The 24,016-nt window shown below is 58.0% G+C and carries 21 protein-coding genes and 1 pseudogene; 8 read left to right on the forward strand and 14 right to left on the reverse strand.

What is annotated here, in order from left to right; genetic code table 11:
- Window positions 1-154: 154 nt before the first annotated feature.
- Together GWQ29_RS19870 and GWQ29_RS19875 are read right to left on the reverse strand one after the other, a co-directional pair.
- Window positions 155-922, reverse strand: coding sequence for an EAL domain-containing protein (locus tag GWQ29_RS19870; RefSeq protein WP_169047084.1), 768 nt, complete (start codon window positions 920-922; stop codon window positions 155-157).
- A gap of 136 nt (window positions 923-1,058) precedes the next feature.
- Complete coding sequence (locus tag GWQ29_RS19875; RefSeq protein ID WP_169047083.1) at window positions 1,059-1,856, reverse strand: hypothetical protein; 798 nt, start codon at window positions 1,854-1,856, stop codon at window positions 1,059-1,061.
- Between the two features lie 330 nt (window positions 1,857-2,186).
- On the opposite strand from GWQ29_RS19875, the gene GWQ29_RS19880 reads away from it, so the two are divergent.
- A complete protein-coding gene (locus GWQ29_RS19880) occupies window positions 2,187-2,693 on the forward strand; it encodes an AAA family ATPase (RefSeq protein WP_275920155.1) in 507 nt (168 codons plus the stop codon).
- 158 nt (window positions 2,694-2,851) lie between these two features.
- On the opposite strand, the gene GWQ29_RS19885 is transcribed toward GWQ29_RS19880, so the two are convergent.
- The 3 genes from GWQ29_RS19885 to glyQ all read right to left on the reverse strand — a co-directional run bounded on the left by GWQ29_RS19885 (window position 2,852) and on the right by glyQ (window position 7,314).
- On the reverse strand, window positions 2,852-4,165 hold the full coding sequence (locus GWQ29_RS19885) for a DUF3644 domain-containing protein (RefSeq protein ID WP_131731142.1): 1,314 nt from the start codon (window positions 4,163-4,165) through the stop codon (window positions 2,852-2,854).
- Window positions 4,166-4,311: 146 nt separating this feature from the next.
- On the reverse strand, window positions 4,312-6,381 hold the full coding sequence (gene glyS / locus GWQ29_RS19890) for a glycine--tRNA ligase subunit beta (protein WP_275920156.1): 2,070 nt from the start codon (window positions 6,379-6,381) through the stop codon (window positions 4,312-4,314).
- A gap of 9 nt (window positions 6,382-6,390) precedes the next feature.
- Window positions 6,391-7,314 carry a glycine--tRNA ligase subunit alpha gene (gene glyQ / locus GWQ29_RS19895; RefSeq protein WP_005320598.1) on the reverse strand — a complete coding sequence of 308 codons (924 nt, stop codon included), beginning with the start codon at window positions 7,312-7,314 and terminating at the stop codon, window positions 6,391-6,393.
- A 221-nt stretch (window positions 7,315-7,535) separates the two neighbouring features.
- Between glyQ and GWQ29_RS19900 the strand changes: the two genes are divergently transcribed.
- Window positions 7,536-8,108 carry a DNA-3-methyladenine glycosylase I gene (locus GWQ29_RS19900; RefSeq protein WP_275920157.1) on the forward strand — a complete coding sequence of 191 codons (573 nt, stop codon included), beginning with the start codon at window positions 7,536-7,538 and terminating at the stop codon, window positions 8,106-8,108.
- Window positions 8,109-8,366: 258 nt separating this feature from the next.
- On the forward strand, window positions 8,367-9,023 hold the full coding sequence (locus GWQ29_RS19905; RefSeq protein WP_021140658.1) for an OmpA family lipoprotein: 657 nt from the start codon (window positions 8,367-8,369) through the stop codon (window positions 9,021-9,023).
- Window positions 9,024-9,096: 73 nt separating this feature from the next.
- On the opposite strand, the pseudogene GWQ29_RS19910 reads toward GWQ29_RS19905, so the two are convergent.
- The 3 genes and pseudogenes from GWQ29_RS19910 to tusA all read right to left on the reverse strand — a co-directional run.
- A pseudogene (locus GWQ29_RS19910) lies at window positions 9,097-9,202 on the reverse strand (RidA family protein); the annotation flags it as partial.
- Between the two features lie 12 nt (window positions 9,203-9,214).
- Window positions 9,215-9,562: a RidA family protein gene (locus GWQ29_RS19915; RefSeq protein WP_111589754.1), complete on the reverse strand. Its 348-nt coding sequence runs from the start codon at window positions 9,560-9,562 to the stop codon at window positions 9,215-9,217.
- Window positions 9,563-9,581: 19 nt separating this feature from the next.
- Entirely contained in the window at window positions 9,582-9,827 is a 246-nt protein-coding gene (gene tusA, locus GWQ29_RS19920) for a sulfurtransferase TusA (protein ID WP_005320582.1), read from the reverse strand.
- A gap of 171 nt (window positions 9,828-9,998) precedes the next feature.
- On the opposite strand from tusA, the gene GWQ29_RS19925 reads away from it, so the two are divergent.
- Window positions 9,999-10,190 carry a hypothetical protein gene (locus tag GWQ29_RS19925; protein ID WP_005320579.1) on the forward strand — a complete coding sequence of 64 codons (192 nt, stop codon included), beginning with the start codon at window positions 9,999-10,001 and terminating at the stop codon, window positions 10,188-10,190.
- 74 nt (window positions 10,191-10,264) lie between these two features.
- Here GWQ29_RS19925 and GWQ29_RS19930 read toward each other — a convergent pair whose 3' ends face one another.
- The 6 genes from GWQ29_RS19930 to GWQ29_RS19955 form a co-directional block, all read right to left on the reverse strand.
- Entirely contained in the window at window positions 10,265-11,503 is a 1,239-nt protein-coding gene (locus GWQ29_RS19930; RefSeq protein ID WP_265432167.1) for an ABC transporter substrate-binding protein, read from the reverse strand.
- A gap of 4 nt (window positions 11,504-11,507) precedes the next feature.
- Complete coding sequence (locus GWQ29_RS19935) at window positions 11,508-12,953, reverse strand: ATP-binding protein (protein ID WP_275920158.1); 1,446 nt, start codon at window positions 12,951-12,953, stop codon at window positions 11,508-11,510.
- A gap of 51 nt (window positions 12,954-13,004) precedes the next feature.
- Complete coding sequence (locus GWQ29_RS19940; protein WP_005320571.1) at window positions 13,005-13,727, reverse strand: response regulator transcription factor; 723 nt, start codon at window positions 13,725-13,727, stop codon at window positions 13,005-13,007.
- A 286-nt stretch (window positions 13,728-14,013) separates the two neighbouring features.
- Window positions 14,014-15,198 carry an acetyl-CoA C-acyltransferase FadA gene (gene fadA / locus GWQ29_RS19945; RefSeq protein ID WP_198519299.1) on the reverse strand — a complete coding sequence of 395 codons (1,185 nt, stop codon included), beginning with the start codon at window positions 15,196-15,198 and terminating at the stop codon, window positions 14,014-14,016.
- Window positions 15,199-17,346, reverse strand: a complete 2,148-nt coding sequence (gene fadB, locus GWQ29_RS19950) for a fatty acid oxidation complex subunit alpha FadB (protein WP_275920159.1) — start codon at window positions 17,344-17,346, stop codon at window positions 15,199-15,201.
- Between the two features lie 202 nt (window positions 17,347-17,548).
- Window positions 17,549-19,486: an acetoacetate--CoA ligase gene (locus GWQ29_RS19955; protein WP_275920160.1), complete on the reverse strand. Its 1,938-nt coding sequence runs from the start codon at window positions 19,484-19,486 to the stop codon at window positions 17,549-17,551.
- A 190-nt stretch (window positions 19,487-19,676) separates the two neighbouring features.
- Between GWQ29_RS19955 and pepQ the strand changes: the two genes are divergently transcribed.
- From pepQ to hemG, 4 genes are read left to right on the forward strand one after another with little or no spacing between them, the layout of a single operon-like run.
- Window positions 19,677-20,999, forward strand: coding sequence for a Xaa-Pro dipeptidase (pepQ, locus tag GWQ29_RS19960; protein ID WP_275920161.1), 1,323 nt, complete (start codon window positions 19,677-19,679; stop codon window positions 20,997-20,999).
- Window positions 20,999-21,616 (forward strand): YigZ family protein, encoded by a 618-nt coding sequence (locus GWQ29_RS19965; RefSeq protein WP_275920162.1) that lies wholly within the window; start codon window positions 20,999-21,001, stop codon window positions 21,614-21,616. The genes pepQ and GWQ29_RS19965 overlap by 1 nt, the downstream gene beginning before the upstream one ends.
- Before the next feature lie 36 nt (window positions 21,617-21,652).
- Window positions 21,653-23,110, forward strand: coding sequence for a TrkH family potassium uptake protein (locus GWQ29_RS19970; protein WP_219593152.1), 1,458 nt, complete (start codon window positions 21,653-21,655; stop codon window positions 23,108-23,110).
- A gap of 7 nt (window positions 23,111-23,117) precedes the next feature.
- A complete protein-coding gene (gene hemG / locus GWQ29_RS19975; protein ID WP_005320546.1) occupies window positions 23,118-23,642 on the forward strand; it encodes a menaquinone-dependent protoporphyrinogen IX dehydrogenase in 525 nt (174 codons plus the stop codon).
- Window positions 23,643-24,016 lie beyond the last annotated feature (374 nt).

The raw sequence follows: 24,016 nt of genomic DNA on the forward strand, positions 1-24,016 counted from the left end.
CTCTCTCCTTGATAAATGGATGACAATGCCGCTAGCAGCGGCATCCCCACAGACGGGTCACGCTGCTCGCCATCATGCTCCCGGGTAAGGTGAGCGATGGGGTGGATTATGATGATCGATGGCGGGGCCGCTTGCCTAGCTCACCTCTCCCGCTTTACTGAATGGCATCAAAGTCCACGGGGGGCAGTATTTCGAAACCGGGTTTGGCAAACAGATAACCCTGCATCAGGTCTATCCCCATCGCCTGCAGACATGCCATTTCATCCCGGGTTTCGATCCCTTCCGCCAGGGGGGTGATGTTCAACTCCTCAAAGAGGGCGAGACAGTGGCGCACAATGGCCTGGCGGACCTTGTCTTTATCGATCCCCCTCAACAGATGCATATCCAGCTTGATGATGTCTGGCAGAAAATCTGCCAGCAGATTGAGACTGGAATATCCTGCGCCAAAGTCATCCATCGCCGTCTTGAAGCCGAGTGCCTGATAGTGATCCACTATGTGGCGAATATGCTGGTTATCCGCCACGCGCTCCACTTCGGTGAACTCGAACATGATCTGCTCGATGGGAAACTGGTGCTCCCGCGCTGCTTGCAAGGTGGTGCGGATGCAGCGCTCCGGACGATAAACCGCATTGGGCAGGAAATTGATGCTCAGCATTCCCTGCATCTTGAGTTTGGCCGCCAGTGCAATGGCTTTGATCCGGCAAAGCTGATCAAAGCGGTAGCGATTGTCATCGTTGACCCGTGAAATCACTGAGTGGGCGGGTTCGTTATTGATCCCCCTGACCAGCGCTTCATAGCCAAATATGGTGCGGGTGCGACAGCGGATTATGGGTTGAAAGGCCATGGTGAAATCGAAGCCGAGATCCCCGCTTTCCTGGCACTGCTGGCACGATAGCTGGGGGGGAGCAGAAGGTATGTCCATGCTTTCCTCATACAGGGGGCTGGTGAGCCGGAGCGCGATATCAAGCCTATATCCAGCTTCAAATGATAACAAGCTTGGATACCGCCCTGGAAACGACCTGCCAACAGGTGAACTTGCTGCCATTGAACACTAAACGCTATCTGCCGGAAAGAGGCCAGGCCGGTTGCCAGGGGGTGCTCTCTTGCAGTGCTTGTTGTTGATAACGGGCAATGGTGCCTTCCTGTTTCATCTGGCGGATAACGAGCGCCAGCTGGGCCACCAGGGTTTTATGTCTCTCGTGCAGATACACATATGAGTCAAACGTATCCATGATGCCTGCGGAGTAGATCCTGGTGCCGGCTTCAGACCTGGTGATCCGCGCGGCTATGGCCTGTCTGGCTACCATGGTTTGCTCAATATAGAGATCGCTGCGCCCCTTGAGCAGTTTGCCCATTCCCTGATCCACAGTGCTGATATCAAACAGCTGGGCGGGCGCCACCACCCTGGACAATGCCAACTCTGGCAACTTGGCCCCACGGCGGTATTCCACCCGATAAGAGGTGCCAAGCAGGCTGCTCCACCCCTTGAGCTGAATACCCGGAATGGCGGCATACGCCTCATAGGAGAGGGTGAAGTGGGATTCGGGGACTTTCAGCAGATGGCGGGTTTGCAGTTGATATTCGGTGGCACGATGTATCTCGCCATCGACCTCGCCACTTTCGGCCATATGAGGGGCTCGCCCGCCCGGGTAACCGGCATAGATGAAGTCGTAGCCAAGGCGCGCAAAGGCATCCTGATATATCAGCTTCAGCCAGCGGCCGTACATGGACTCCTTGGTATCCAGCGAGCTCACCAGGGTGATGGTGCCTTTGGTCGGAGCTCCCATTACCAATGAGACGTGCAGCAGGAGCAGCATGGCAGAAAAGAAGAGGCAGAAGCTGGGTCTCTGCAGCATGAATTTCCCTGATGGTCAGCGGCTATTAACAGGAGGTTGCTTTCCTCATCCTAGCCCACGACCGTCGCCGATTCAGATTTTTCGGGGGGGAACCGTGCCTGAAAAAGCGATGAGTGGGCCAGCTATGTTACGCCCGGTCACGGCACGGCGCGACTGGTGCGATCAGGCTCGGCAGGATATGGAGGGGGAGTGAGTTGTAGGTGAGTGTCCCAGTTCTGGTCAGCTTTGTGTCGTGGTGATCGGGTGGAGCGTACCGGCACACCAGCGCTGGACTTAGGGTCTCCATCGCGGGGAAAATGCCGGCAAGCCTTTTCATCACAAGGGAACATGATGCTGATTATCTTCAGTGGTTTGCCGGGCAGCGGAAAGAGCACCATTGCGCGTGCCTTGGCCCTGCGGTTGGGGGCCGTCTATCTGCGCATTGATACCATAGAGCAGGCCATTCGTGACGCCGAACGGGCGGGTGAAGAGATGGGGCCCGCCGGGTATTTTGTTGCCTATGAGCTGGCCAGAGAGAACCTGAAACTTGGCTCTATCGTCATCACGGATTCCGTTAACCCCATCCAGCTCACCCGGGATGCTTACCACGATATCGCCCTCTCGGTCGGGGCTCCCTGTCTCGATATAGAGGTCGTCTGCTCCAATCCGAAGCTGCATCGGGAGAGGGTCGAGAGCCGGACGGCCGATATTGCGGGGTTTGCGTTGCCGGACTGGCAGGCGGTTCTCGACCGTGAATATGAACCCTGGGACAGGGAGCGCCTGATACTGGATAGCGCCGCCTTGTCGGTAGCCCAGAGCGTGGAGAAGATTGTCGCCGCGTTGGGAAAGGGGACGTAGGTTCGATTAGCGAAGCGTAATCGGACGATCGAGAGGCTGTTGTTCCTGCGAGTCAGCGGCGGCCAGCCGGAGGGGGAAATACGGCTGACCGTTATGATGGGATAATGGATTTACGTGAACGTCCGGTTGCGCCGGACGGTTAATCGAGCCTACAAGGATTACTTTCTTGTTCGTGTTTTTTGGTTTTTTGCTTTAGCATCTCTTAAGAAATTATCATTTTCCGTTATCTTTGCGATCATTTCAGAAATGCATTGTTCAGAGTAAAGATGTCGGTTAGCAATTGCTTGGTGGTGATGATAAGAGTTATTGCTGGCTTTCCAATTTAATTTGTTAAGAGCAGACAGAAAACAATCTCTATTAATTATTGGCGTCCCTGAATGATCACTTGCTACTAGGCATTTATTGAGCTTTGTAATGTCGAAATCAGCATGGAGTCTTTTGTTTATTTCAAAGATGGCGGTTTGCTGGGTATAGGGGTGAGTTTTTTCAGAGTCGACAGGCTTCTCTACAATAAGAGCTTTTCTAAGATTTTCCAAATCCTGTTTACTGCCATTTGCATCTGCAATAATTATCTGGCTTCCGTTGTTGTTTTTTGCATATACAAGGGAAACATTGATTGGAATAGCAAAATCCATGTCATTACTGCTTTCAATCTCGTCCTGTAACGTTTTTGCTAGTTTTAATATCTCGTCCCCAGACTCACCATATAAACTTTTAAGAACAGATATTGGCGGTATTTTAAAGTCACCAACAAGCGACATCATGCCTGTGTGTTGAGCCTCCAAGAATGGAACTTCAGAAAATTTTTCAAATGCGTGTGAGTAATTAATAACACCTGATTGAAATATTCTTGATGCTAATCCTTGTAACTCTGGCATAAGTAAGTGAACTGCATTATCTCTCCAATCGGATATACACTCAATGTTTAGCCTTATTTTATCGGTTGGCTTATAGTGTTTATCCAAGCATTGCCTTAAAGATAAGGTCTGCTTAATTCCCTTTTTACTAACACCACAATAAATTGATTGTAGTCCACCTCTCTCAATTATGATTGCTTTTAACAATTGCTCCCACGCAGTGGAAAACAACATAACAAAACCATCTAATTTATTTTCTAAAGATGGTCTATTATATAGCTCCATCGCAAGCATCATATTGTCTTTAGATTTTTTAAGGAGAGCTTTAGATAAACTATTTTTACATTTATGACCTAACTCTTGATAATGTTTACTCTGCGATAATTTTTTCCTGAACTCCACAAAATTAATATTGATTGTATTTACTGCTTCGTATTGGTCCTCCGCTATCTCAACTAGAAAATTAGTTATCTGACCTTTTCCCATATATGCTTTAAAAGTCGATGGCTTCCAACCCGTAGCTTTAATTACATCGTCTTTAGTAAAGCGATTTTTTGTTTTTTGCTTTTCTTGCAAAAAAATATAAAAAAGCTCTTGGGATTTTATTTTTGACATGCCAATGCTCTCTCTAATTTAATATGATATTAAAGGAACATTAGATATGTCCTATGTCAATAAAATGGTTCTATATGTATGACAGACCTCTAAATAAAAAACGGCGCCTCGCGGCGCCGTTTTTTATTCAATCAACCCAACCAAGATCACTGCAGCAGGGAGATATCCGCGACTTGCAGGAACAGGTTGCGCAGGTTGTTCAGTAGCGCCAGACGGTTGGCCTTGAGGGCTTCGTCGTCGGCCATCACCATCACCTCGTTGAAGAAGGTATCGACCGGCTCGCGCAGGGCGGCCAGACGGGTGAGGGCAGCCTGATAGTCACCGGCAGCGAACAGCGGCGCCAGTTCGGCTTGCAGTTCAGCAACCTGGGTGGCCAGCGCCTTCTCGGCGGCATCGACCAGCAGTTCCGGTTTGACGGCAGTCGGCAATTCGCCTTCAACCTTGGCCAGAATGTTGCTGACGCGCTTGTTGGCAGCAGCCAATGCCAGTGCGGCATCCAGGCTGCGGAAGTGGCTGACGGCCTTGACGCGGCGATCGAAGTCGAGCGGACGGGTCGGGCGGCGGGCCAGTACGGCCAGCACCACGTCGGCACCGATGCCTTCGTCCTGATAGGCGGCGCGGAAGCGGCCCAGCATAAAGTCGACCACGTCGGTAACGACGGTTTTGTTGGTCAGCTTGTCGCCGTAGACGCGTACCGCTTCTTCAACCAGTTCAACCAGATCCAGATCCAGCTGCTTCTCGGTCATGATGCGCAGGGCACCGATGGCGGCGCGACGCAGGGCGAACGGGTCCTTGTCACCCTTCGGCAGCATGCCGATGCCGAAGATACCGGCCAGAGTGTCGAACTTGTCGGCCAGCGCGACGGCACAGGCTTCCAGAGCGGACGGCAGGGCATCACCGGCGAAGCGCGGCATGTACTGCTCGTTGAGGGCTACGGCCACCACTTCGTCTTCGCCATCGTGACGGGCGTAGTGCATCCCCATGACACCCTGGGTGCTGGCGAACTCGCCGACCATGTTGGTCATGAGATCACACTTGGAGAGCAGACCGGCACGCTTGGCCTGAGCCACATTGGCGCCGATGCGCTCGGCGATAAAGCCGGCGACGGTCTCGATGCGCTCGACCTTGGCCTTGACTGTGCCCAGTTGTTGCTGGAACAGCACGGTTTCAAGGCGCGGTAGGCGGGAGGCCAGAGTCTGCTTGAGGTCGGTCTTGAAGAAGAACTCGGCGTCAGAGAGACGGGGGCGAACCACCTTCTCATTGCCGCTGATGATCTGGCTCGGGTCTTTCGACTCTATGTTGGTGACGAAGATGAACTTCGGCAGCAGCTTGCCGTTTTTGTCGTAGACCGGGAAGTACTTCTGGTCACCCTTCATGGTGTGAACCAGCGCTTCAGCCGGAACGGCCAGGAACTTCTCTTCAAAGTTGGCGGTCAGCACCACAGGCCACTCGACCAGTGCGGTGACCTCTTCCAGCAGGGCGTCGTCCAGATCGGCAACACCGCCGAAGGCGGCAGCGGCCGCTTCGGCGTCAGCCTTGATCTTGGCCTTGCGCGCCATGAAGTCGGCAACCACTTTGCCTTTTTCCAGCAGGATCTGCGGGTACTGGCTGGCGTTGTCGATGGTGAACTCGGGCTCGCCCATAAAGCGGTGACCGCGAATGGTGCGGGCAGAGTCGATACCCAGAATGTGAGCGGGAACCAGATCCCCATCCAGCAGCAGGGTCACGGTGAACACCGGACGCACGAACTGGATGGTCTTGTCGCCCCAGCGCATCATCTTGGGGATGGGCAGCTTGGCCAGTGCAGCAGCGACCAGCTCGCCCAGCAGATCTTTAGCCGGACGGCCTTCGATCTTGGCGGTGTGAACCAGCCACTCACCCTTGTCGGTGACCAGACGCTCGGCCTGTTCGACCGTGATGCCGTTGCCACGAGCCCAGCCTTCGGCAGCCTTGGTCGGCTTGCCATCGGCATCGAACGCCTGGGAGACGGCCGGGCCGCGCTTCTCGACGCTCTTGCTCGGCTGTTCGCCGGCCAGCGCGTCTACCTTCAGCGCCAGGCGGCGCGGTGAGGCAAACCACTCGACGTCGCCGAAGGCCAGGTCGGCCTTGGTCAGCTCAGCTTTGAAGTTGTCGGCAAAGGCTTCGGCCAGGGAGCGCAGGGCTTTTGGCGGCAGCTCAGCTGTGCCGATCTCTACCAGAAATGTATGTTGTGCCATGTCCGTTCCTTAACCTTGCTTGTTCTCAGTGCGCTTGCACATGGGGAAACCCAGCGCTTCGCGGGAGGCATAGTATGCCTCGGCCACGGCCTTGGTCAGGGTGCGAATGCGCAATATGTAGCGCTGACGCTCGGTGACCGAGATGGCCTTGCGGGCATCCAGCAGGTTGAAGGAGTGGGCAGCTTTCAGAATGCGCTCGTAAGCGGGCAGCGGCAGCGGCGTTTCCAGTGCCAGCAGGTGCTGGGCCTCTTTCTCGTACTGCTCGAAGCAGTGGAACAGGAAGTCCACGTCGGCGTGTTCGAAGTTGTAGGTAGATTGCTCCACTTCGTTCTGGTGGAAGACGTCGCCGTAGGTGGTCTTGCCCAGCGGGCCATCGGACCAGACCAGGTCATAGACGCTGTCCACGCCCTGAATGTACATGGCCAGACGCTCGAGACCATAGGTGATCTCGCCGGTCACCGGCTTGCACTCCAGGCCGCCAACTTGCTGGAAGTAGGTGAACTGAGTCACTTCCATGCCGTTGAGCCACACTTCCCAGCCCAGACCCCAGGCACCCAGCGTCGGGTTTTCCCAGTTGTCTTCCACGAAGCGGATGTCGTGGATTTCAGGATCCATGCCCAGCTCTTTCAGCGAGCCCAGGTAGAGTTCCTGGATGTTGTCGGGGGAAGGCTTGATGATCACCTGGAACTGGTAGTAGTGCTGCAGGCGGTTCGGGTTTTCACCGTAGCGGCCGTCGGTCGGACGGCGGGACGGTTGCACGTAAGCGCAGGCGATGGGCTCCGGGCCCAGAGCGCGCAGACAGGTCATGGGGTGTGAAGTACCGGCACCCACTTCCATGTCCAGCGGCTGAATAATGGTACAGCCCTGGCGGGACCAATAGTCCTGCAGCTGCAGGATCAGGCCCTGAAAGGTTTTGACATCGAATTTTTGCATAGTGTTTTTCGCGCGAAGTGAAATCAGAGCAAGATTTGCTGAATGTGAACCGAAGGAGTATACCGTCTGGCATGGTCGGATAATAGGCGAAATTGTAGGGGATTCATGGGGCGGGGCTGCGCCGGGCCTGGTTGGCCCGGGATGGAAGCCCCCTCATGTCGCCGACGAAATCCCCTTGTCGGACAGAGAGTCGGGCAGAGAAAAATAACAGGAGACGAAGAATGGAACTGCGCTGCGCCTGGGTGACCAAGGACCCGGAATATATCGAATACCATGACAAACAGTGGGGCAGGCCGGTTTATGACGCCCGCGAGCTGTTTGCCAAGCTCTGCCTCGATGGCCAGCAGGCGGGGCTGTCGTGGATCACCATCTTGAAGCGTACCGAGAGCTACCATCGCGCCTATGCCGACTTCGATCCGGTACGCATCGCGCAGTTCGACGAACAGGATGTAGAGCGGCTGATGCAGGACACCGGCATTATTCGCAACCGCCTCAAGGTGCAATCGATCATCAAAAACGCCCGCGCCTATCTGGCGTTGCAAGAGCAGGGGGTCGACTTCGCCGATTACCTGTGGGCCTTTGTCGGCGGCGCCCCCATGGTTAACCAGCGGCAGGGCAACGGCGATATTCCGGCGACATCAAAGGAGTCGGATGCCATGTCCAAGGCGCTCAAGAAGCTCGGCTTCAACTTCGTCGGCAGCACGATTTGCTACGCCTTCATGCAGGCAGTGGGGATGGTGAACGATCATCTGGTCAGCTGCCCCTGCCACGCCGAGTGTCAGCAGCCCGCCTGAGGCCGCTTATCGACCATGCCAGACTCCCGCCAATAGGCTATCGGTCACGCCGAATGGCCGCCGGGGGCTGTCGGCCACCCTCTTCCTTGTGACAAATTCGGCTGTATTTGTAGCCGAATTTGTCCCGCCAAGCGCCGCTGGCGCGCAAAAAACGCTCACTCTCGCCAGCCGTTCAGACCTGCGTCAGACAATGGCGTGATGGCGCGTTACAATCCTGCCCCCGGCATGGTGCCGGACTGTATTCATAGAGGTTTTTTCATGCGAGCCAAGATACTGGTGCCAGCCCTGGCACTGACTATTGCCCTGAGTGGCTGTACTACCAATCCCTATACTGGCGAACAGCAGACTGGCAAGGCCGCCTGGGGTGCGCTGGCCGGCGCCGCGACGGGCGCCGCCGTGGGGGCGCTCTCCTCCAGCAAGGGGGATCGCAAGAAGGGTATTCTGACTGGCGTGGCCGCCGGCGCCGCCCTGGGTGGCGGTATCGGTTACTACATGGATGTGCAGGAAGCCAAGCTGCGCGAGAAGCTGCAGGGCACTGGCGTCAGCGTGACCCGCAATGGCGACGAGCTGATCCTCAATATGCCGAACAACGTCACTTTCGACAGCTCCAGCGCCCAGCTCAAAGCGGCCGGTGCCAATACTCTGTCCGGCGTGGCCATGGTGGTTGCCGAGTTCGACAAGACCCGCCTGAACGTGGTCGGTCACACCGACAGCACAGGCTCTCGCGATCTGAACATGAAGCTCTCTGCCCAGCGTGCCGATGCCGTAGCCGCCCAGCTGATCGGCCATGGGGTAACGGGTAGCCGTATCTCCACCCAGGGTGTGGGCCCGGATCAGCCGGTTGCCACCAACAGCACTGCCGCCGGCAAGGCTCAGAACCGCCGGGTGACCATCACCCTGATCCCGACCGCCTAAGTCGTTCCGGTTTGTGGTAACGAAAAGGCCCCGCCAGTGATGGCGGGGCCTTTTGCTATCCGGTGTTGCGGACTTAAACGGCCGCAGTCAGCTGCACTTCCACCTTGTAGCCTTCGTGGGCAAGGCGGGCTTGTACGCAGGCACGTACCGGTGCCGTGTTTGCGTCAGGGGATCCAGGCATCCCGCTCGGCTTAGACAGCCGCAGTCAGCTGGATTTCCACCTTGTAGCCTTCGTGGGCCAGGCGAGCCTGTACGCAGGCCCGGACAGGCGCCGTACCCGCCGGGATCCATGCATCCCACTGTTCGTTGAAGGCGGCGATATCGGCGATGTCCTTCAGATAGATGTTGGCCATCAGGATCTTGTCGACCCCGGAGCCGTTGGTTTCCAGCAGGCGCTGCAGGCTGGTCAGCACTTCGCGGGTCTGCTGGTGAATGTCGGCGTCATCCGTGGCGGGCACTTCCACCACGTAGAGGGTGCCGTTGTGGATGACCACGTCTGACCAACGCTGGGTGGTACCGATTCGGGTAATGGCTGTCATGTTTGCTCCGAAACTGGGCTTATTGACCCTTGCGGATCAGATAGCGGTAGGGGGCCTGCTCTGTCTCGCTGGCGACCAGGGTGTGATCCATAAAGCGGCAGAAACTGGGGATGTCGCGAGTGGTTGAGGGATCGTCGGCGCTGACCAGCAGAGTCTCGCCCTGGGCCATCAAGCGCACTTTTTTACGCACCATCATTACGGGTTCCGGGCAACGAAGCCCGATTGCGTCCAACTCATGAGTCGCGTCGCAGAATAAAGCACTCATCAATAATCAACCTTCAACCTATTCAGCTGCCAATGATACTCAAGGCGAAAAAATAATCAAACAATGAGGCCTGAATGCAGCATATGTAACCAAAGTGTGATCTGGCCCTACCCACATCTCGCCTTATGAGTAATATAAAAATTGAATCATATTCAACAAGGAGGTGTGAATATGCAGGTCTCCTACGGCAGATTGCAAGCCTACGCAGGCATGGGGTTCTTGGCTTTCGCCATGATAGTGATGGGCAGCCCGATCGGTAATACCGGCACCTGGTTCGGTGCCATGGTGATGATAGGGTTGGGGCTCTGGATCGAGCTCAGTGATTACTACGACGAAGATGAGGACGAGAACGACAATCCTTGAACAGTCAGCTTTTCCCACAATGACAAAGGCGGATCATCATCCGCCTTTGTCGTTTCTGGCTGTCGAGAAAGGGACTAGCGGGTCGAGCGCATGGCCCGCTCCAGATGCAACGCCGTTTGCTGCGGATTGGCATTGGGATCGTTGAAGAAGTTGCTCAGCACATCCATGATCGCCTGGCGCATGTTGGTCGGCGTTGCCATCCCTTCCGCCATGCTGGGCAGCAGATTGCCCTCTCGCTCCGCCAGCAGGAAATCCTGATAGGAGCGCAGGGCGCAGCGATCGAACTTGCTCATGTCCGGCTTGGTGAGGGCGGGGATCGAGCCCTTCACCCGGTTGAACTCCTGCTGGAAGCGCGGCGTCATCAGCAGCTGGGCCAGTTCACCCTGTGCCTGCAACTGGGCGGGATCCCGCTGCTTGAACATGGCGATGGAGTCCAGGTTATAGCTGAACAGACCGTCGCTGCCCGGGCTGGGCAGACACTCTATGTCTTCCCCGGGCCTGTAGTTGCTCACGCTCAGTTCCCCCTTCACCCAGTCTCCCATCAGCTGCATGGCGGCTTCGCCGGTTTCCAGCTGGGTGGTAGCTTGATGCCACTTCAAACCGACGAAGCTCTTGGGTACGTAGGCGCGCAACTGCTGGAAGCGGGTCAGCACCCGTACCATGTCGGGGCCGGTCAGGGTCGCGCCGTCCAGTTCGACGAAGGCCTTGCGATAGAAATCCTTGCCTCCCTCGCCCAGCGCCACCGTTTCGAACAGCACCGCCAGCTGCCAGGGTTCGTTGCCGATGGCGAGCGGTGTGATGTTCTGTGCCTTGAGCTGCTCTGCCACCACCACAAACTGGTTCCAGTCGGTGGGCGGGGTCAGCTCCAGCTTGTCGAACACCTTGCGGTTGAGCCAGAGCCAGTTGACGCGGTGAATGCCGGTGGGCACCGCCATCAGGGCACCATTCTGGCTGAGGGTTTCTCGCACCATGGCCGGTAGCTGCGGATACCAGCCGAGGTGTTCGGCCATGGGGGTGAGGTCGCGCAGAAAACCGAGTCCGGCCCACTCCCGCAACTCGTAGCCCTTGAGGTGTGCCGCTTCCGGCGGGTTGGCCGCCAGCGCCCGGCTCTTGAGTACCGTCATGGCGCTCTTGCCACCGCCGCCCTGCACAGCGAAATCGTTCCACTGGTTGCCCTGCTCGGTCCACTCGGACTTAAGCACCTCCACCGCCTTGGCTTCGCCACCGGAAGTCCACCAGTGCAGCACCTCCACCTGGGAGGCGCCGACGGGAAGGGATAACAGGGCGATGACAGAAAAAGATAACCACTTCATAAGGTTACTGCCTTGGTAGGGAGAGGGTGGCCTGCAGGCCGCCCTGCGGGCGATTTTCCAGCACCAGATCGCCGCCGTGTGCGTGGGCTATGTTGCGGGCTATGCCCAGACCAAGGCCGGTACCGGCCAGATCCGTGCTGAGCCGGTAGTAGGGCTCGAAGATGCGCTCGAACTGATCGTCCGGCAGGCCGGGGCCCTCATCCATGATGAAGAGGATCAGCATCTCCTCGTCGTCCATGATGATGATGCGCACCTTCTGGCCGTATTTGATGCCGTTGTCCACCAGGTTGCCGATGCAGCGCTTGAGCGCCAGCGGCTTGCCACGGTAGAGCTGCTTGCAGTGGCCCTCTATGGTCAGCCGTTCGTCATGCAGGTTCATGGACTCGGCCATCTGCTCCAGCATGGCGTCTATGTCGAGCTGCTCTATGTTCTCGTGGATGTCGGTGTCTTTCACCGTCTGCAGCGCCCCCTTGACCATCAGCTCCAGCTCGTCCAGATCCTTGTTGAACTTGCCGATCTGCACCTCGTCGTCGAGCAGCTCGACCCGCAGCCGCAGCCGGGTGATGGGGGTCTTGAGATCGTGGGAAATGGAGCTGAACAGCCGCTCCCGATCATCGATATAGCGGCGGATGCGGTGCTGCATGATATTGAAGGCGCGGGTCGCCGCCACGATTTCTGACGCCCCTTCCTCTTTGAGCGAAGGTTGGTCTATATCCTTGCCCAGGTTGACCGCCGCCTTGGCGAGCCGACGCAGCGGGCGGGTCTGCCAGCGCACCAGCAGGAAGGTGAAGAAGCAGAGGAACACCGTCATCAGGGCGATGAACCGCACCTGGTTGCTCGGCATGACGGTATCGTCGAGCGTCATGTAGGGGGCGGGCAGCAGGGCCGCCAGATAGAGCCACTCACCCGGTTCTATCTCGATCTGGGTCACCAGCACCGGCGGATTGAGCGGCTCCAGCGACAGGGTATAGCGGGCCCAGGAGGAAGGCAGATCCGCCAGCAGGGTGTCGTTGTTGAAGACGTGCAGGTCCTCGGGTCGGGAGAAATCCACCTTGATGGCCATGGCGTCCGAGAGCTTGCGGGTCAGCACGCCCTGCACCTCTTTGAGCACCAGCGTCTTGCGCTCGCTGTCGGGGATGGCGCTGATGTGGATCTCTTCCTCGTTGAGTGACACGAAGAAGCGGCTCCCCCCCATATTGCGCAGCTGATCCAGCGCTATGTGGCGGTACTGCAGCGGCAGGGATTTGAAGAAGTTGACGGTGGAGGCGGCCGACAGTGCCAGATTACGGGTGGTGCTGAGCATGCCTTCCAGCTCCCGTTTCTGGATCTGTTGCATCCAGATACCGGTGAGTATGGTCTGGGAGAGCAGGATGGCGAGCAGCAGCAATAGCAGCATCCGCGACAGCAGGGAGCGGGGAACCAGCGCCCGCCAGAACCAGCCACTCCTCATGGGATCTCGTGCCTTTTGTCGTTCAGCATGCCGTTGCTACCTTTTTACCCTTCACGGGATCTCGTGTACTTCGGCAATCAGCATATAGCCACTGCCGCGTATGGTCTTGATGATGCGCGGGCTCTTGCCGTTGTCACCCAGCTTCTGGCGCAGACGGCTGATCTGCACGTCGATGCCGCGCTCCATCGGCAGGCTCTCGCGGCCCCGGGTCGCATCGGAGATGGTGTCTCTGTCCAGCACCACGCCGGGTTGCTGCAGGAACATGCCGAGCAGCAGGGCGTCGCTGCCGGAGAGATCCAGCAGGCTGCCATCGTCGTGGGTCAGCTGGTGGCTCAGGGTGTCCAGGGTCCATTCGGCAAAACGCAGGCGGCGGCTCGGTTCTTTCTCTTTTTCCGGCTGGCGGAATTCGGCACGGCGCAGCAACGCCTTGATACGAGCCTGCAGCTCGCGAGGGCTGAACGGCTTGGCGATGTAGTCGTCGGCGCCGAGTTCGAGGCCGATCACCCTGTCTGCCTCATCGGAGGCCGCGGTCAGCATTATGATGGGTACCTGGGAGTCGCGACGGATCTGTTGGCAGAGGGTAAAGCCGTCGTCGCCGGGCATCATGATATCGAGAATAATCAGGTCCGGGCTGTGCAGGGCGAGCTGCTGGCGCATCTCGTTGCCTTCCGCCGCCGTCAATACCTGGAAACCGGCCCTGGTCAGGTATTCATTGAGCAGCTCGCGGATCTCTTGGTCGTCGTCGACGATCAGCAGTTGTTTGCTCGTTGACATATGTATGTGCATCCACCCATTTTTTTGTGCAGATTGAACCTGTCGGGGGAGCAAAAAGCAAGCAAGCCCCCCATCTAATGTGAGGTTATGGGCAATATCCTCCCATATAGCGCTCTCTAAATAAAAAAGGCCGACCCAAACGGGGCGGCCAAAGCGCAGATTCCGACGACAGGAGATCACCCCGTGTGGCGATCTCGACAGACTCGATGACGGGCCGGCAAGGCCGACCCCAAAAAAGACAATTTTGGCTCGCCCTCACTGTCGCAGTGAGGGCGAGCCGTTGACATCATACCCGTTCAAACACTGTGGCTATGCCCTGGCCCAGACCGATACACATGGTGGCAAGACCCAGATTGGCGTCCTTCTCCTCCATCAGATGGATCAGGGTGGTGGAGATGCGGGAGCCGGAGCATCCCAGCGGGTGACCCAGAGCGATGGCACCACCGTTCAGGTTGACCTTCTCTTCCGCCACGTCCAGCAGTCCCAGATCCTTGACGCAAGGCAGTGACTGGGCAGCAAATGCCTCGTTCAGCTCGACCAGATCGATGTCGCCTATGGTCAGACCGGCACGCTTGAGCGCCTTCTGGGTAGCAGGCACAGGGCCATAACCCATGATGGCGGCATCGCAACCGGCCACGGCCATGGAGCGCACCCTGACGCGCGGGGTCAGCCCCAGCGCCTTGGCACGATCCGCGCTCATCACCAGCATGGCGGAGGCGCCGTCGGACAGAGCCGAGGAGGTGCCGGCGGTGACTGTGCCGTTGACCGGGTCGAACACAGGGCGCAGCTGGCTCAGGGTTTCGACCGTGGTCTCCGGGCGGATCACCTCGTCGTAGTCGTAGAAGAAGCGGGCGCCACTGGCGTCATGCCCTTCCAGACCGACGATCTCTCTGGCGAAGCGCCCTTCCACGGTCGCGGCATAGGCGCGGCGGTGGGAGCGGGCGGCAAACTCGTCCTGCTGCTGGCGGCTGATGCCGTGCAGCTTGCCCAGCATCTCGGCGGTCAGCCCCATCATGCCGGAGGCCTTGGCTACCGACTTGGCCATGCCGGGGTGGAAGTCGACCCCGTGGCTCATGGGCACATGGCCCATGTGCTCGACGCCGCCGATGATGAAGATGTCCCCATCACCCACCTGAATGGCACGGGAAGCATCATGCAGCGCCTGCATGGAGGAGCCACACAGCCGGTTGACGGTGACAGCACCTACCTGCTTGGGGATCCCCGCCAGCAGGGCGGCGTTGCGGGCTATGTTGAAGCCCTGTTCCAGGGTCTGCTGCACGCAGCCCCAGTAGATGTCCTCGATCTCGTTCGGGTCGAGGTTGGGGTTGCGCAGCAGGATGGAGCTCATCAGGTGCGCGGACAGATCTTCTGCACGCACGTTGCGGAAGGCGCCGCCCTTGGACCGGCCCATGGGGGTCCGGATACAGTCGACAATGACTACGTCTTTCATGAATGGATCTCCTTTCCGCAATCAGTAGAAGGTTTTGCCCTGGGCAGCCATCTCGCGCAAGCGGTCGCTGACACGGTAGAGCGGGCCCAAGTCGGCATACTGGTCGGCCATGGCCACGTAACGATCCAGACCTATGGTGTCCAGATAGCGGAACACGCCACCACGGAAGGGAGGGAAGCCCAGACCATAGACCAGCGCGATGTCGGCCTCGGCCGGCGTGGCGACTATGGCCTCTTCCAGGCAGAGCACCACCTCGTTGATCATGGGGATCATCATGCGGGCTATGATGGCTTCCTTGTCGAAATCCTGTTTCGGCTTGGCAATGGGGGCCAGCAGCTCGTAAGCGGCCACATCGGCCACCTTCTTCGGCTTGCCCTTCTTGTCCTGCTCGTAGGCGTAGAAGCCCTTGCCATTCTTCTGACCGAAGCGGCTGGCGTCGTACATCACATCGATGGCGGTACGGCCTTCCTTGCTCATGCGCGCCGGGAAGCCCTGCGCCATGACGTCACCGGCATGGTGACCTGTGTCGATGCCGACCACGTCCAGCAGGTAGGCGGGGCCCATGGGCCAGCCAAACTCCTTCTCCATCACCTTGTCGACGGCGGCAAAGTCGGCGCCATCGGCGACCAGCTTGTTGAAGCCGAAGAAGTAGGGGAAGAGCACGCGGTTGACGAAGAAGCCCGGGCAGTCGTTGACCACCACCGGCGACTTGCCCATGGCGGCGGCGTAGGCCACCACGCGGTTGATGGTTTCATCGGAGGTCTGCTCGCCGCGGATGATCTCCACCAGAGGCATGCGGTGCACAGGGTTGAAGAAGTGCATGCCGCAGAAGTTTTGCGGGCGCTTCAGTCCCTTGGCCAGCAGGGAGATGGGAATGGTGGAGGTGTTGCTGGCGAGCACGGCGTCTTCGCCAATGATCCCTTCCACTTCGCCCAGTACGGCTGCCTTCACCTTGGGATTCTCGACCACGGCTTCGACCACCAGATCCACGTGCTTGACGTTGTCATAGCTCAGGGTCGGGGTAATGGCGGAGAGCACCTGGCCCATCTTGATGCCATCGATGCGGCCCTTCTCGAGCTGGCCGTTGAGCAGCTTGGTGGCTTCACCCATGCCCAGCACCAGCGCTTTCTCGTTGATGTCCTTCATCACAGCCGGAATGCCCTTGCTGGCAGACTGGTAGGCGATGCCGCCACCCATGATGCCGGCGCCCAGCACGGCGGCGTGGCTAGTGGCCTTAGCAGCCTGCTTGGCGGCCTTCTTGGCCAGCGCCTTGATGTGCTGATCGTTGAGGAAGATGCCGACCAGCGCCTTGGCGACGTCAGTCTTGGCCAGCTTGATAAAGCCTTGTGCCTCGACCACCAAGGCTTCGTCACGGCTCATGCCGGCGGCGGCTTCGACGGTTTTCACCGCTGTCATGGGGGCTGGATAGTGCTTGCCCGCCACGGCGGCAACCATGCCGGCGGCGGTGCTGAAGCTCATCATGGCTTCCAGCTTGGAGAGACGCAGCGGGGCCTTCTTGGCGGCGCGGCGACTCTGCCAGTTCAGCTTGCCCGCGATGGCATCTTTCATCATCTGCACGGCGGCGCTGTGCAATGCCTCTGGCGCGACCACGGCATCGACGGCACCCACCTTGAGGGCATCATCGGCACGGTAATCCTTGCCTGTGGTGATCCACTCCAGCGCGTTGTCGGCACCGATGAGGCGCGGCAAACGAACAGTGCCGCCAAAGCCCGGCATGATGCCGAGTTTGGTCTCGGGCAGGCCAATCTTGGCGCTGGTGTCGGCCAGACGAAAATCGGTGGAGAGTATGGTCTCGCAGCCGCCGCCCAGTGCGTGGCCCTTGATGGCAGAGAGGGTCGGTACCGGCAGATCTTCGATGGCACTGAAGATGTCGTTGGCCTTTTTCAGCCAGCCGAGCAGATCTTCTTGCGGCAGATCGAACAGTTCCAGAAATTCGGTAATGTCGGCACCGACGATGAAGGCGTCTTTGCCGGAGGTGAGGATCAGACCCTTCAAATCGGCTTGTTGCTGTAATGCGGCGATCGCTTCGCTCAGTGAGAGCAGGGTAGCGCGATCCAGCTTGTTGACTGAACCCGGGGCATCAAACCTCAGTTCGGCAATGCCGTTTTCGAGGTAGCTGACCGACAGGGTTTCGCCTTGGTAGATCATGAGAGTGTCTCCTTGTTCCCACTCGGTGGGGGGTGTTGCTCCTTTATCCCCAGCAGGGGGCGAGGCTCACTATTGATCCAAAAGAAGACAATTTCAACACCTATTTAAAACATTTGTTTAACAGGTTTAGAGTAAAAGATCGCCTCAGGTTAACAGTCAAAATAAAGGCGTCTGATGACGCCTTTATTAATCTTGAACCTTGTCAGCTGGCTAGTTCAGGCCGATCCTGATACTGGCTCAGCACGTCGGGATCGGCGAGGGCATGAGTATTGTTGACGGGTCTGTTATGCACCACTTCCCGCACTGCCAGCTCCACTATCTTGCCGGACTTGGTGCGGGGGATCGCATCCACCTGCAGGATACGGGCGGGTACGTGGCGGGCCGTGCAGTGCTGCCTTACTTGCTGGCGGATGCGCTCGCGCAGGGGCTCGTCCAGCTTGAGGCCGGGCTTGAGCTTGACGAACAACACCACCCGCTCGTCCTGCTGCCACTGCTGGCCGATGACGATGCTCTCTTCCACCTCGTCCAGCTGCTCCACGTAGCGGTATATCTCGCTGGTGCCGATGCGCACGCCCCCCGGATTGAGAGTGGCGTCGGAGCGGCCATAGAAGAGGATGCCGCCGGTGTTGGTCAGCTCGATCCAGTCGCCGTGGCACCAGATGTTGTCGAATCGCTCGAAGTAGGCGGCGTGGTACTTGTCCCCGTTCTCGTCCCCCCAAAAACCAATGGGTTGGGCCGGGAAGGGCTTGGTGCAGACCAGTTCCCCCTTCTCGCCCTGCACCGGCTGGCCCACCTGGTTGAAGACCTGCACCGCGAGGCCAAGACCGCGTCCCTGGCTCTCGCCGCGATAGACGGGGCTGATGGGATTGCCGATGACGAAGCAGGAGCAGATGTCGGTGCCGCCGGAGATGGAGCTCAGTTGTACATCTTTTTTGATGCCTTGATAGACGTAGTCGAACCCTTCCGGCGACAGCACAGAGCCGGTGCTGCAGATGAGCCGTAGCTGTGGCAACTCGTGGGTCTTGATGGGGGCATAGCCCTGCTTGTGCAGGGCATCCAGGTACTTGGCCGAGGTGCCGAACAGGGCGACCTCTTCGTCGCGGGCGAGATCCCACAACACGTTGCCGTCCGGGTAGAAGGGGGAGCCGTCATAGAGCACCGGAGTCGCACCGGAGGCGAGGGCGCTCACCAGCCAGTTCCACATCATCCAGCCGCAGGTAGTGAAGTAGAACACCCGCTCCCCCGGCTTGATGTCGCAGTGCAGCTGATGCTCCTTGAGATGTTGCAGCAGGGTGCCGCCTATGCCGTGGACGATACATTTTGGCTTGCCGGTGGTGCCGGACGAATAAAGGATATAGAGCGGATCGTTGAAGCCCATGGGTTCGAAGCGAAGGACGGCGTCCGGCTGGCTGGCCAGCACTTGCTGCCAGTCGTGGCCCAGTTGCAGGGGATTGCCGAGCAGGGGGATCATCACCGTCTGCTCTATGCTGTCGATCTGGCTGACCACGCTGGCCACCTTGGCCTGGATGTCGATGGCCTTGCCGTTGTAGCGATAGCCGTCCACCGCAAACAGCACCCTGGGCCGGGTTTGGCCGAAGCGCTCCACCACGCTGGCCTCGCCAAAGTCGGGGCTGGTGGAGGTCCAGATAGCGCCCAGGCTGGTGGTTGCCAGCATGGCCACCACGGTTTCCGGGATATTGGGCAGGTAGGCGGCGACCACGTCGCCCCGACCTATCCCCTGGCTGCGCAGCCACTGGGTCAGTCTGGCCACCTGATCCGCCAGTTCACGCCAGCTCAGGGTGCGGCTTGGGCTGCCTTCGATGCGGGAGATAATGGCCGGACTCTCATCCTGGCGGCGCAGCAGGTTTTCGGCGAAGTTGAGTCGGCTATCGGGGAACCAGCGGGTGCGCTGCATATCCTGGCGGTTCTCTGCCACTATGTCGCCGAGTTCCCCTTTGACACCGCAGTGCTGCCACACCAGAGGCCAGAAGCGAGTGGTCTTTTCCACCGACCACTGATAGAGCTGGGCATAGCTGTGCAGTTGCAGGCCGTGGAAGCGGTTGACCTCGCCCATAAACTGCTGGAGATTGGATTGTTGAATCCTGTCCTGATCCGGTTGCCACAGGCAAAGATTGTGCATGAGTAGTCCCTGACTGCATGTATCTACCGGCAGTGTATTGAATTGTTTTTTATTTGTTAATGATTGGTTTTTGTTTCATAACAAAAGCTTTGTAACGTATGCGTTACCTCACGAAGCGATAGCTTGACGGTTCGAGCCTTGATTCGCTTGATGTTATGCTGAAATCACATTTCTCCCGGAGCAGGACGCCATGAGCAGCTACAGCCAACTTTTTGCCCAGCACCTCGATACCTTGCAGCATCGCACCCGCGACATACTGCAACAGCAGGGGCTCAGCGGCCTGGCCATCCACTCCGGCCAGACCCACCGCATCTTCCTCGACGACCAGGATTACCCCTTCAAGGTGAATCCGCACTTCAAGGCCTGGTTGCCGGTGCTGGACAATCCCCACTGCTGGTTGCTGGTGGATGGTGTGAGCAAGCCAGTGTTGCTGTTCTACCGGCCGGTGGATTTCTGGCACAAGGTGGCAGAGCTGCCCAATGCCTTCTGGGTCGACTTCTTCGACATCCGCTTCCTGACGAGGCCGGAGCAGATCGCTGATCACCTGCCTGCCAGCAAGCAGGAGTGGGCTTATCTGGGCGGTCATCTGGAAGTGGCCGAGCTGCTGGGGCTGGGTCAGCCCAATCCGGAAGCTGTGCTCAACTATCTGCACTATCACCGCGCCAACAAGACGCCCTATGAGCTGGAGTGCCTGCGCGAAGCGAATCGCATCGGTGTGCGTGGCCACATCGCTGCCAAGGACTCCTTCATGGCGGGGGCGAGCGAGTTCGAGATCAACCTGGCTTATATGAAAGCCGTTGGCCAAGGGGTCAATGACGCGCCTTACGGCAATATCGTTGCCATCAACCGCAATGCGGCCATCCTCCACTACACCCACTTGTCTGCCTTGCGGGTGCCGGATGCGGAACGTTACTCCTTCCTCATCGATGCAGGGGTGGACTTTCACGGTTATGCCTCTGACATTACCCGTACCTGGGCCTGGCGCAGGGGCGAGTTTGCCGATCTGATTGCGACGCTGGACTCACAACAGCAGGAGATTATCGAGGAGATCAAGCCGGGTCGGCGTTACAGCGAGCTGCATCTGCAGATGCACCACAAGCTGGCGCGACTGCTGCAGTCAGTGGAGCTGGTGGACATGTCAGTGGATGAGATGATCCACACCGGCGTGACCAATGTCTTCTTCCCCCACGGCCTGGGTCACTTCCTTGGCCTGCAAGTCCACGACGCGGGCGGTTTCATGCAGGATGAGCGCGGTACGCACCTGTCTGCCCCCGAACAGTTCCCCTACCTGCGTTGCACCCGGGTGATGGAGGTGGGCCAGGTGTTCACCATAGAGCCGGGTCTCTACTTCATCGACAGTCTGCTGGAGCCACTGCGTCAGAGTGAGCAGGGCAAACGGGTCAACTGGAACAAGGTGGAAGCGCTGCGTCCGTTCGGCGGCATCCGTATCGAGGACAACATAGTGCTGCATGCCAACGGGGTGGAGAATATGACGAGACAAGCGGGTCTCTGATGGCGGCTGGCTATTCCATCCCTGCCGCGCCGCTGGAGCTGAGTGAAGAGATCAAGAAGAGCCGCTTCATCACGTTTATTGCCCATACACCGACGGTCGAGGTGGCCAAGGTGTGGGTAAACGAGATAAAGCAGTTGCACCCCGGGGCCCGGCATCACTGCTGGGCTTTTGTTGCCGGGGCGCCGCAAGATAGTCAGGCTTATGGCTTCAGCGATGATGGGGAGCCATCGGGGACTGCTGGCAAGCCTATGCTGGCCCAGCTGATGGGATCCGGGCTGGGTGAGATAGCCGCCGTTGTGGTGCGCTACTACGGTGGCGTGCTGCTGGGTACCGGCGGTCTGGTCAAGGCCTATGGTGGCGGTGTCGGTGCAGCCCTCAAGCGGCTCGAGACTCAGGTCAGGCATCAGCAAACCCCTTCTCTCATCCAGTGTGATTACACCGACATGGGCGCGGTAGAGGCGCTGCTCAGCAGCCATCACGGTCAGGTACTGGATGCCGATTATGGTGCTCGCGTCACTTTGCAGGTCGCGTGGGAATCCTCTGTTTGGGCCCAGGTTGATCGGGAATTGACCGACCGAACCCATGGACGGGTATCCCTTCGCTCCTTAGATGGCTAGAATCCATCGCTCTTTTAGCCTGAAGAGGGAGCCGGAATGCACATTCTGAGCATTATTCGCATCGTTGGCCTGCTGGTTGCGCTGTTCAGCTCGACCATGTTGTTGCCCGCCATGGTTGCGTTTGGTTATCGGGATGGTGGTGGTGCCGAGTTCGTCAGCTCCTTTTTTATCGCGCTTCTGCTTGGCGTGCTGCTCTGGTTCCCCAACCGCCATCACAAGAAGGAACTCAGATCGAAAGAGGGCTTCCTTATCGTCGTCTTGTTCTGGACTGTGCTGGGCAGTGTGGGCGCAGTCCCGTTCATTATCGGTGACGTCCCCGGTATGTCGGTCTCGGAGGCCTTTTTCGAATCTTTCTCCGGCTTGACCACCACGGGAGCAACCGTGCTGACCGGGCTGGATAACCTGCCCAAGGCCTTCCTGTTCTATCGTCAGCTGCTGCAGTGGCTGGGGGGGATGGGGATCATAGTGCTGGCGGTCGCCATCTTGCCGCTGCTCGGCATCGGTGGCATGCAGCTTTACCGTGCCGAGATCCCGGGGCCGGTCAAGGATACCAAGGTGACGCCACGCATTGCCGAGACTGCCAAGGCGCTCTGGTTCATCTATCTGTTGCTGACCATGCTCTGCGCCCTTGCTTACTGGCTGGCGGGGATGTCGCTGTTTGACGCTATCTGCCACTCCTTTTCCAGCCTCTCCATCGGCGGTTTCTCCACCCACGACGACAGTATCGGCTTCTTTAACAGTCCGGCGATAAACCTCATCACAGTGTGCTTCCTGCTGATCGGCAGCATCAACTTCGGCCTGCATTTCATGGTGTTTACCCATACGCCGGTGCGCCTGCTGAGCTATCTGCGCGATCCTGAGGTAAAAGTGTTCCTCGGTATTCAGCTGTTCCTGTTTTTGTTCTGCGCGGCCGTGCTGCTGCATCACAACCACTATGAACATTGGCAGGAGACCCTCAACCATGCCCTGTTTCAATCGGTATCGCTCGGCACTACCACGGGTTACAGCACCACCAGTTATGCGGATTGGCCCTCTATCCTGCCCATGATGCTGATGTTCTCTTCCTTTATTGGTTGCTGCGCCGGCAGTACCGGAGGGGGCATCAAGGTGATGCGCTTCATGATCCTGTTCATGCAGGGGGTGCGGGAGTTGAAGCGGCTGGTGCATCCGCGCGCCGTCTATACCCTCAAGCTGGGCCGCAAGGCGGTGTCGGACCGTATCGTCGAGGCAGTATGGGGTTTCTTCGCCACTTACATTATTCTGTTTGTGCTGTTCATGCTGGCACTGATCGCCACCGGGATGAATGAGGTGACCGCTTTCTCCGCTGTGGCGGCGACGTTGACCAACGTGGGACCGGGTCTGGGGGATGTGGCCTCTAACTTTGCCGGTACCAGCGCCGCAGCAAAATGGATACTGATCCTGGCCATGTTGTTTGGTCGATTGGAAATTTTCACGCTTCTGGTACTGTTTACCCCCGCATTCTGGCGTAGTTGAGGTTGTTATGGACAAGATTCTGGTGCTTTATTCCTCTCGGGACGGCCAAACCCGCAAAATCATAGATGTCATGCTGGAGGAGATGCCGGGATGCGAGGTGGTGATGCATGATCTGCATACCCTGCCCATGTGCAACCTCAGCAAGTACAAGAAGGTGCTGATCGGCGCATCTATTCGTTATGGTAATTTTCATCCCAGCTTGCTCAGCTTTATCCACGCTCATCAGGAGCAGTTGGAGGTGGCCAACGCTGCCTTCTTCTGCGTCAATCTGACCGCGCGCAAGCCGGAGAAACAAACGCCGCAGACCAATGCCTATATGAAGAAGTTCCTGCGCCTCTCTCCCTGGAAACCCAAGACCTTGGGAGTGTTTGCCGGTGCGCTTCAGTATTCCCGCTATAACTGGTGGCAGACCCGTATCATTCAGCTGATCATGAAGATGACAGGTGGTAGCACGGATACCAGCAAGGATCTCGAGTTTACTGATTGGGAAAAGGTGCGCAGTTTTGCCCGGGAATTCTGGTCAAAAAGATAACAACCTGATGTGAATACAGGGTTTATTGCCCGAAGGAGCCCCGCTGATGCGGGGCTTTTGTTTAATAAAACAACGGTTGAACTGCAAAACCGCAAAAAGTGCCATTTTTTGCGGTTTTGCTCTTGTCATCCCGGCGCGGCTCCCTATAATTCGCCCCTACCAGCACGGCGGAACACGCCAACCTGATGAGCCAGCTTCCTTGCGAAGCCGGCGCCGAAAGAAAAGCGAAAACAACCGCTTGACTTTCGAAGTGAGGAGCGTAATATGCGCCTCCTCAACGCGACAAGCGTGACGCTCTTTAACAATTTGAATCAAGCAATCTGTGTGGGCACTCACAGCATCGAACATCAAACAATTTTGTTGATTTTCAATGT

Origin of the sequence: Aeromonas sp. 2HA2 (assembly GCF_029237345.1) — a bacterium.
Taxonomy (GTDB): Bacteria; Pseudomonadota; Gammaproteobacteria; order Enterobacterales; family Aeromonadaceae; genus Aeromonas; species Aeromonas salmonicida.

Coding starts and splice junctions, on each gene's coding strand:
- GWQ29_RS19870 (WP_169047084.1), bottom strand. CDS start 922: ATGGACATACCTTCTGCTCCCCCCCAGCTATCGTGCCAGCAGTGCCAG.
- GWQ29_RS19875 (WP_169047083.1), bottom strand. CDS start 1,856: ATGCTGCAGAGACCCAGCTTCTGCCTCTTCTTTTCTGCCATGCTGCTC.
- GWQ29_RS19880 (WP_275920155.1), top strand. CDS start 2,187: ATGCTGATTATCTTCAGTGGTTTGCCGGGCAGCGGAAAGAGCACCATT.
- GWQ29_RS19885 (WP_131731142.1), bottom strand. CDS start 4,165: ATGTCAAAAATAAAATCCCAAGAGCTTTTTTATATTTTTTTGCAAGAA.
- glyS (WP_275920156.1), bottom strand. CDS start 6,381: ATGGCACAACATACATTTCTGGTAGAGATCGGCACAGCTGAGCTGCCG.
- glyQ (WP_005320598.1), bottom strand. CDS start 7,314: ATGCAAAAATTCGATGTCAAAACCTTTCAGGGCCTGATCCTGCAGCTG.
- GWQ29_RS19900 (WP_275920157.1), top strand. CDS start 7,536: ATGGAACTGCGCTGCGCCTGGGTGACCAAGGACCCGGAATATATCGAA.
- GWQ29_RS19905 (WP_021140658.1), top strand. CDS start 8,367: ATGCGAGCCAAGATACTGGTGCCAGCCCTGGCACTGACTATTGCCCTG.
- GWQ29_RS19915 (WP_111589754.1), bottom strand. CDS start 9,562: ATGACAGCCATTACCCGAATCGGTACCACCCAGCGTTGGTCAGACGTG.
- tusA (WP_005320582.1), bottom strand. CDS start 9,827: ATGAGTGCTTTATTCTGCGACGCGACTCATGAGTTGGACGCAATCGGG.
- GWQ29_RS19925 (WP_005320579.1), top strand. CDS start 9,999: ATGCAGGTCTCCTACGGCAGATTGCAAGCCTACGCAGGCATGGGGTTC.
- GWQ29_RS19930 (WP_265432167.1), bottom strand. CDS start 11,503: ATGAAGTGGTTATCTTTTTCTGTCATCGCCCTGTTATCCCTTCCCGTC.
- GWQ29_RS19935 (WP_275920158.1), bottom strand. CDS start 12,953: ATGAGGAGTGGCTGGTTCTGGCGGGCGCTGGTTCCCCGCTCCCTGCTG.
- GWQ29_RS19940 (WP_005320571.1), bottom strand. CDS start 13,727: ATGTCAACGAGCAAACAACTGCTGATCGTCGACGACGACCAAGAGATC.
- fadB (WP_275920159.1), bottom strand. CDS start 17,346: ATGATCTACCAAGGCGAAACCCTGTCGGTCAGCTACCTCGAAAACGGC.
- GWQ29_RS19955 (WP_275920160.1), bottom strand. CDS start 19,486: ATGCACAATCTTTGCCTGTGGCAACCGGATCAGGACAGGATTCAACAA.
- pepQ (WP_275920161.1), top strand. CDS start 19,677: ATGAGCAGCTACAGCCAACTTTTTGCCCAGCACCTCGATACCTTGCAG.
- GWQ29_RS19965 (WP_275920162.1), top strand. CDS start 20,999: ATGGCGGCTGGCTATTCCATCCCTGCCGCGCCGCTGGAGCTGAGTGAA.
- GWQ29_RS19970 (WP_219593152.1), top strand. CDS start 21,653: ATGCACATTCTGAGCATTATTCGCATCGTTGGCCTGCTGGTTGCGCTG.
- hemG (WP_005320546.1), top strand. CDS start 23,118: ATGGACAAGATTCTGGTGCTTTATTCCTCTCGGGACGGCCAAACCCGC.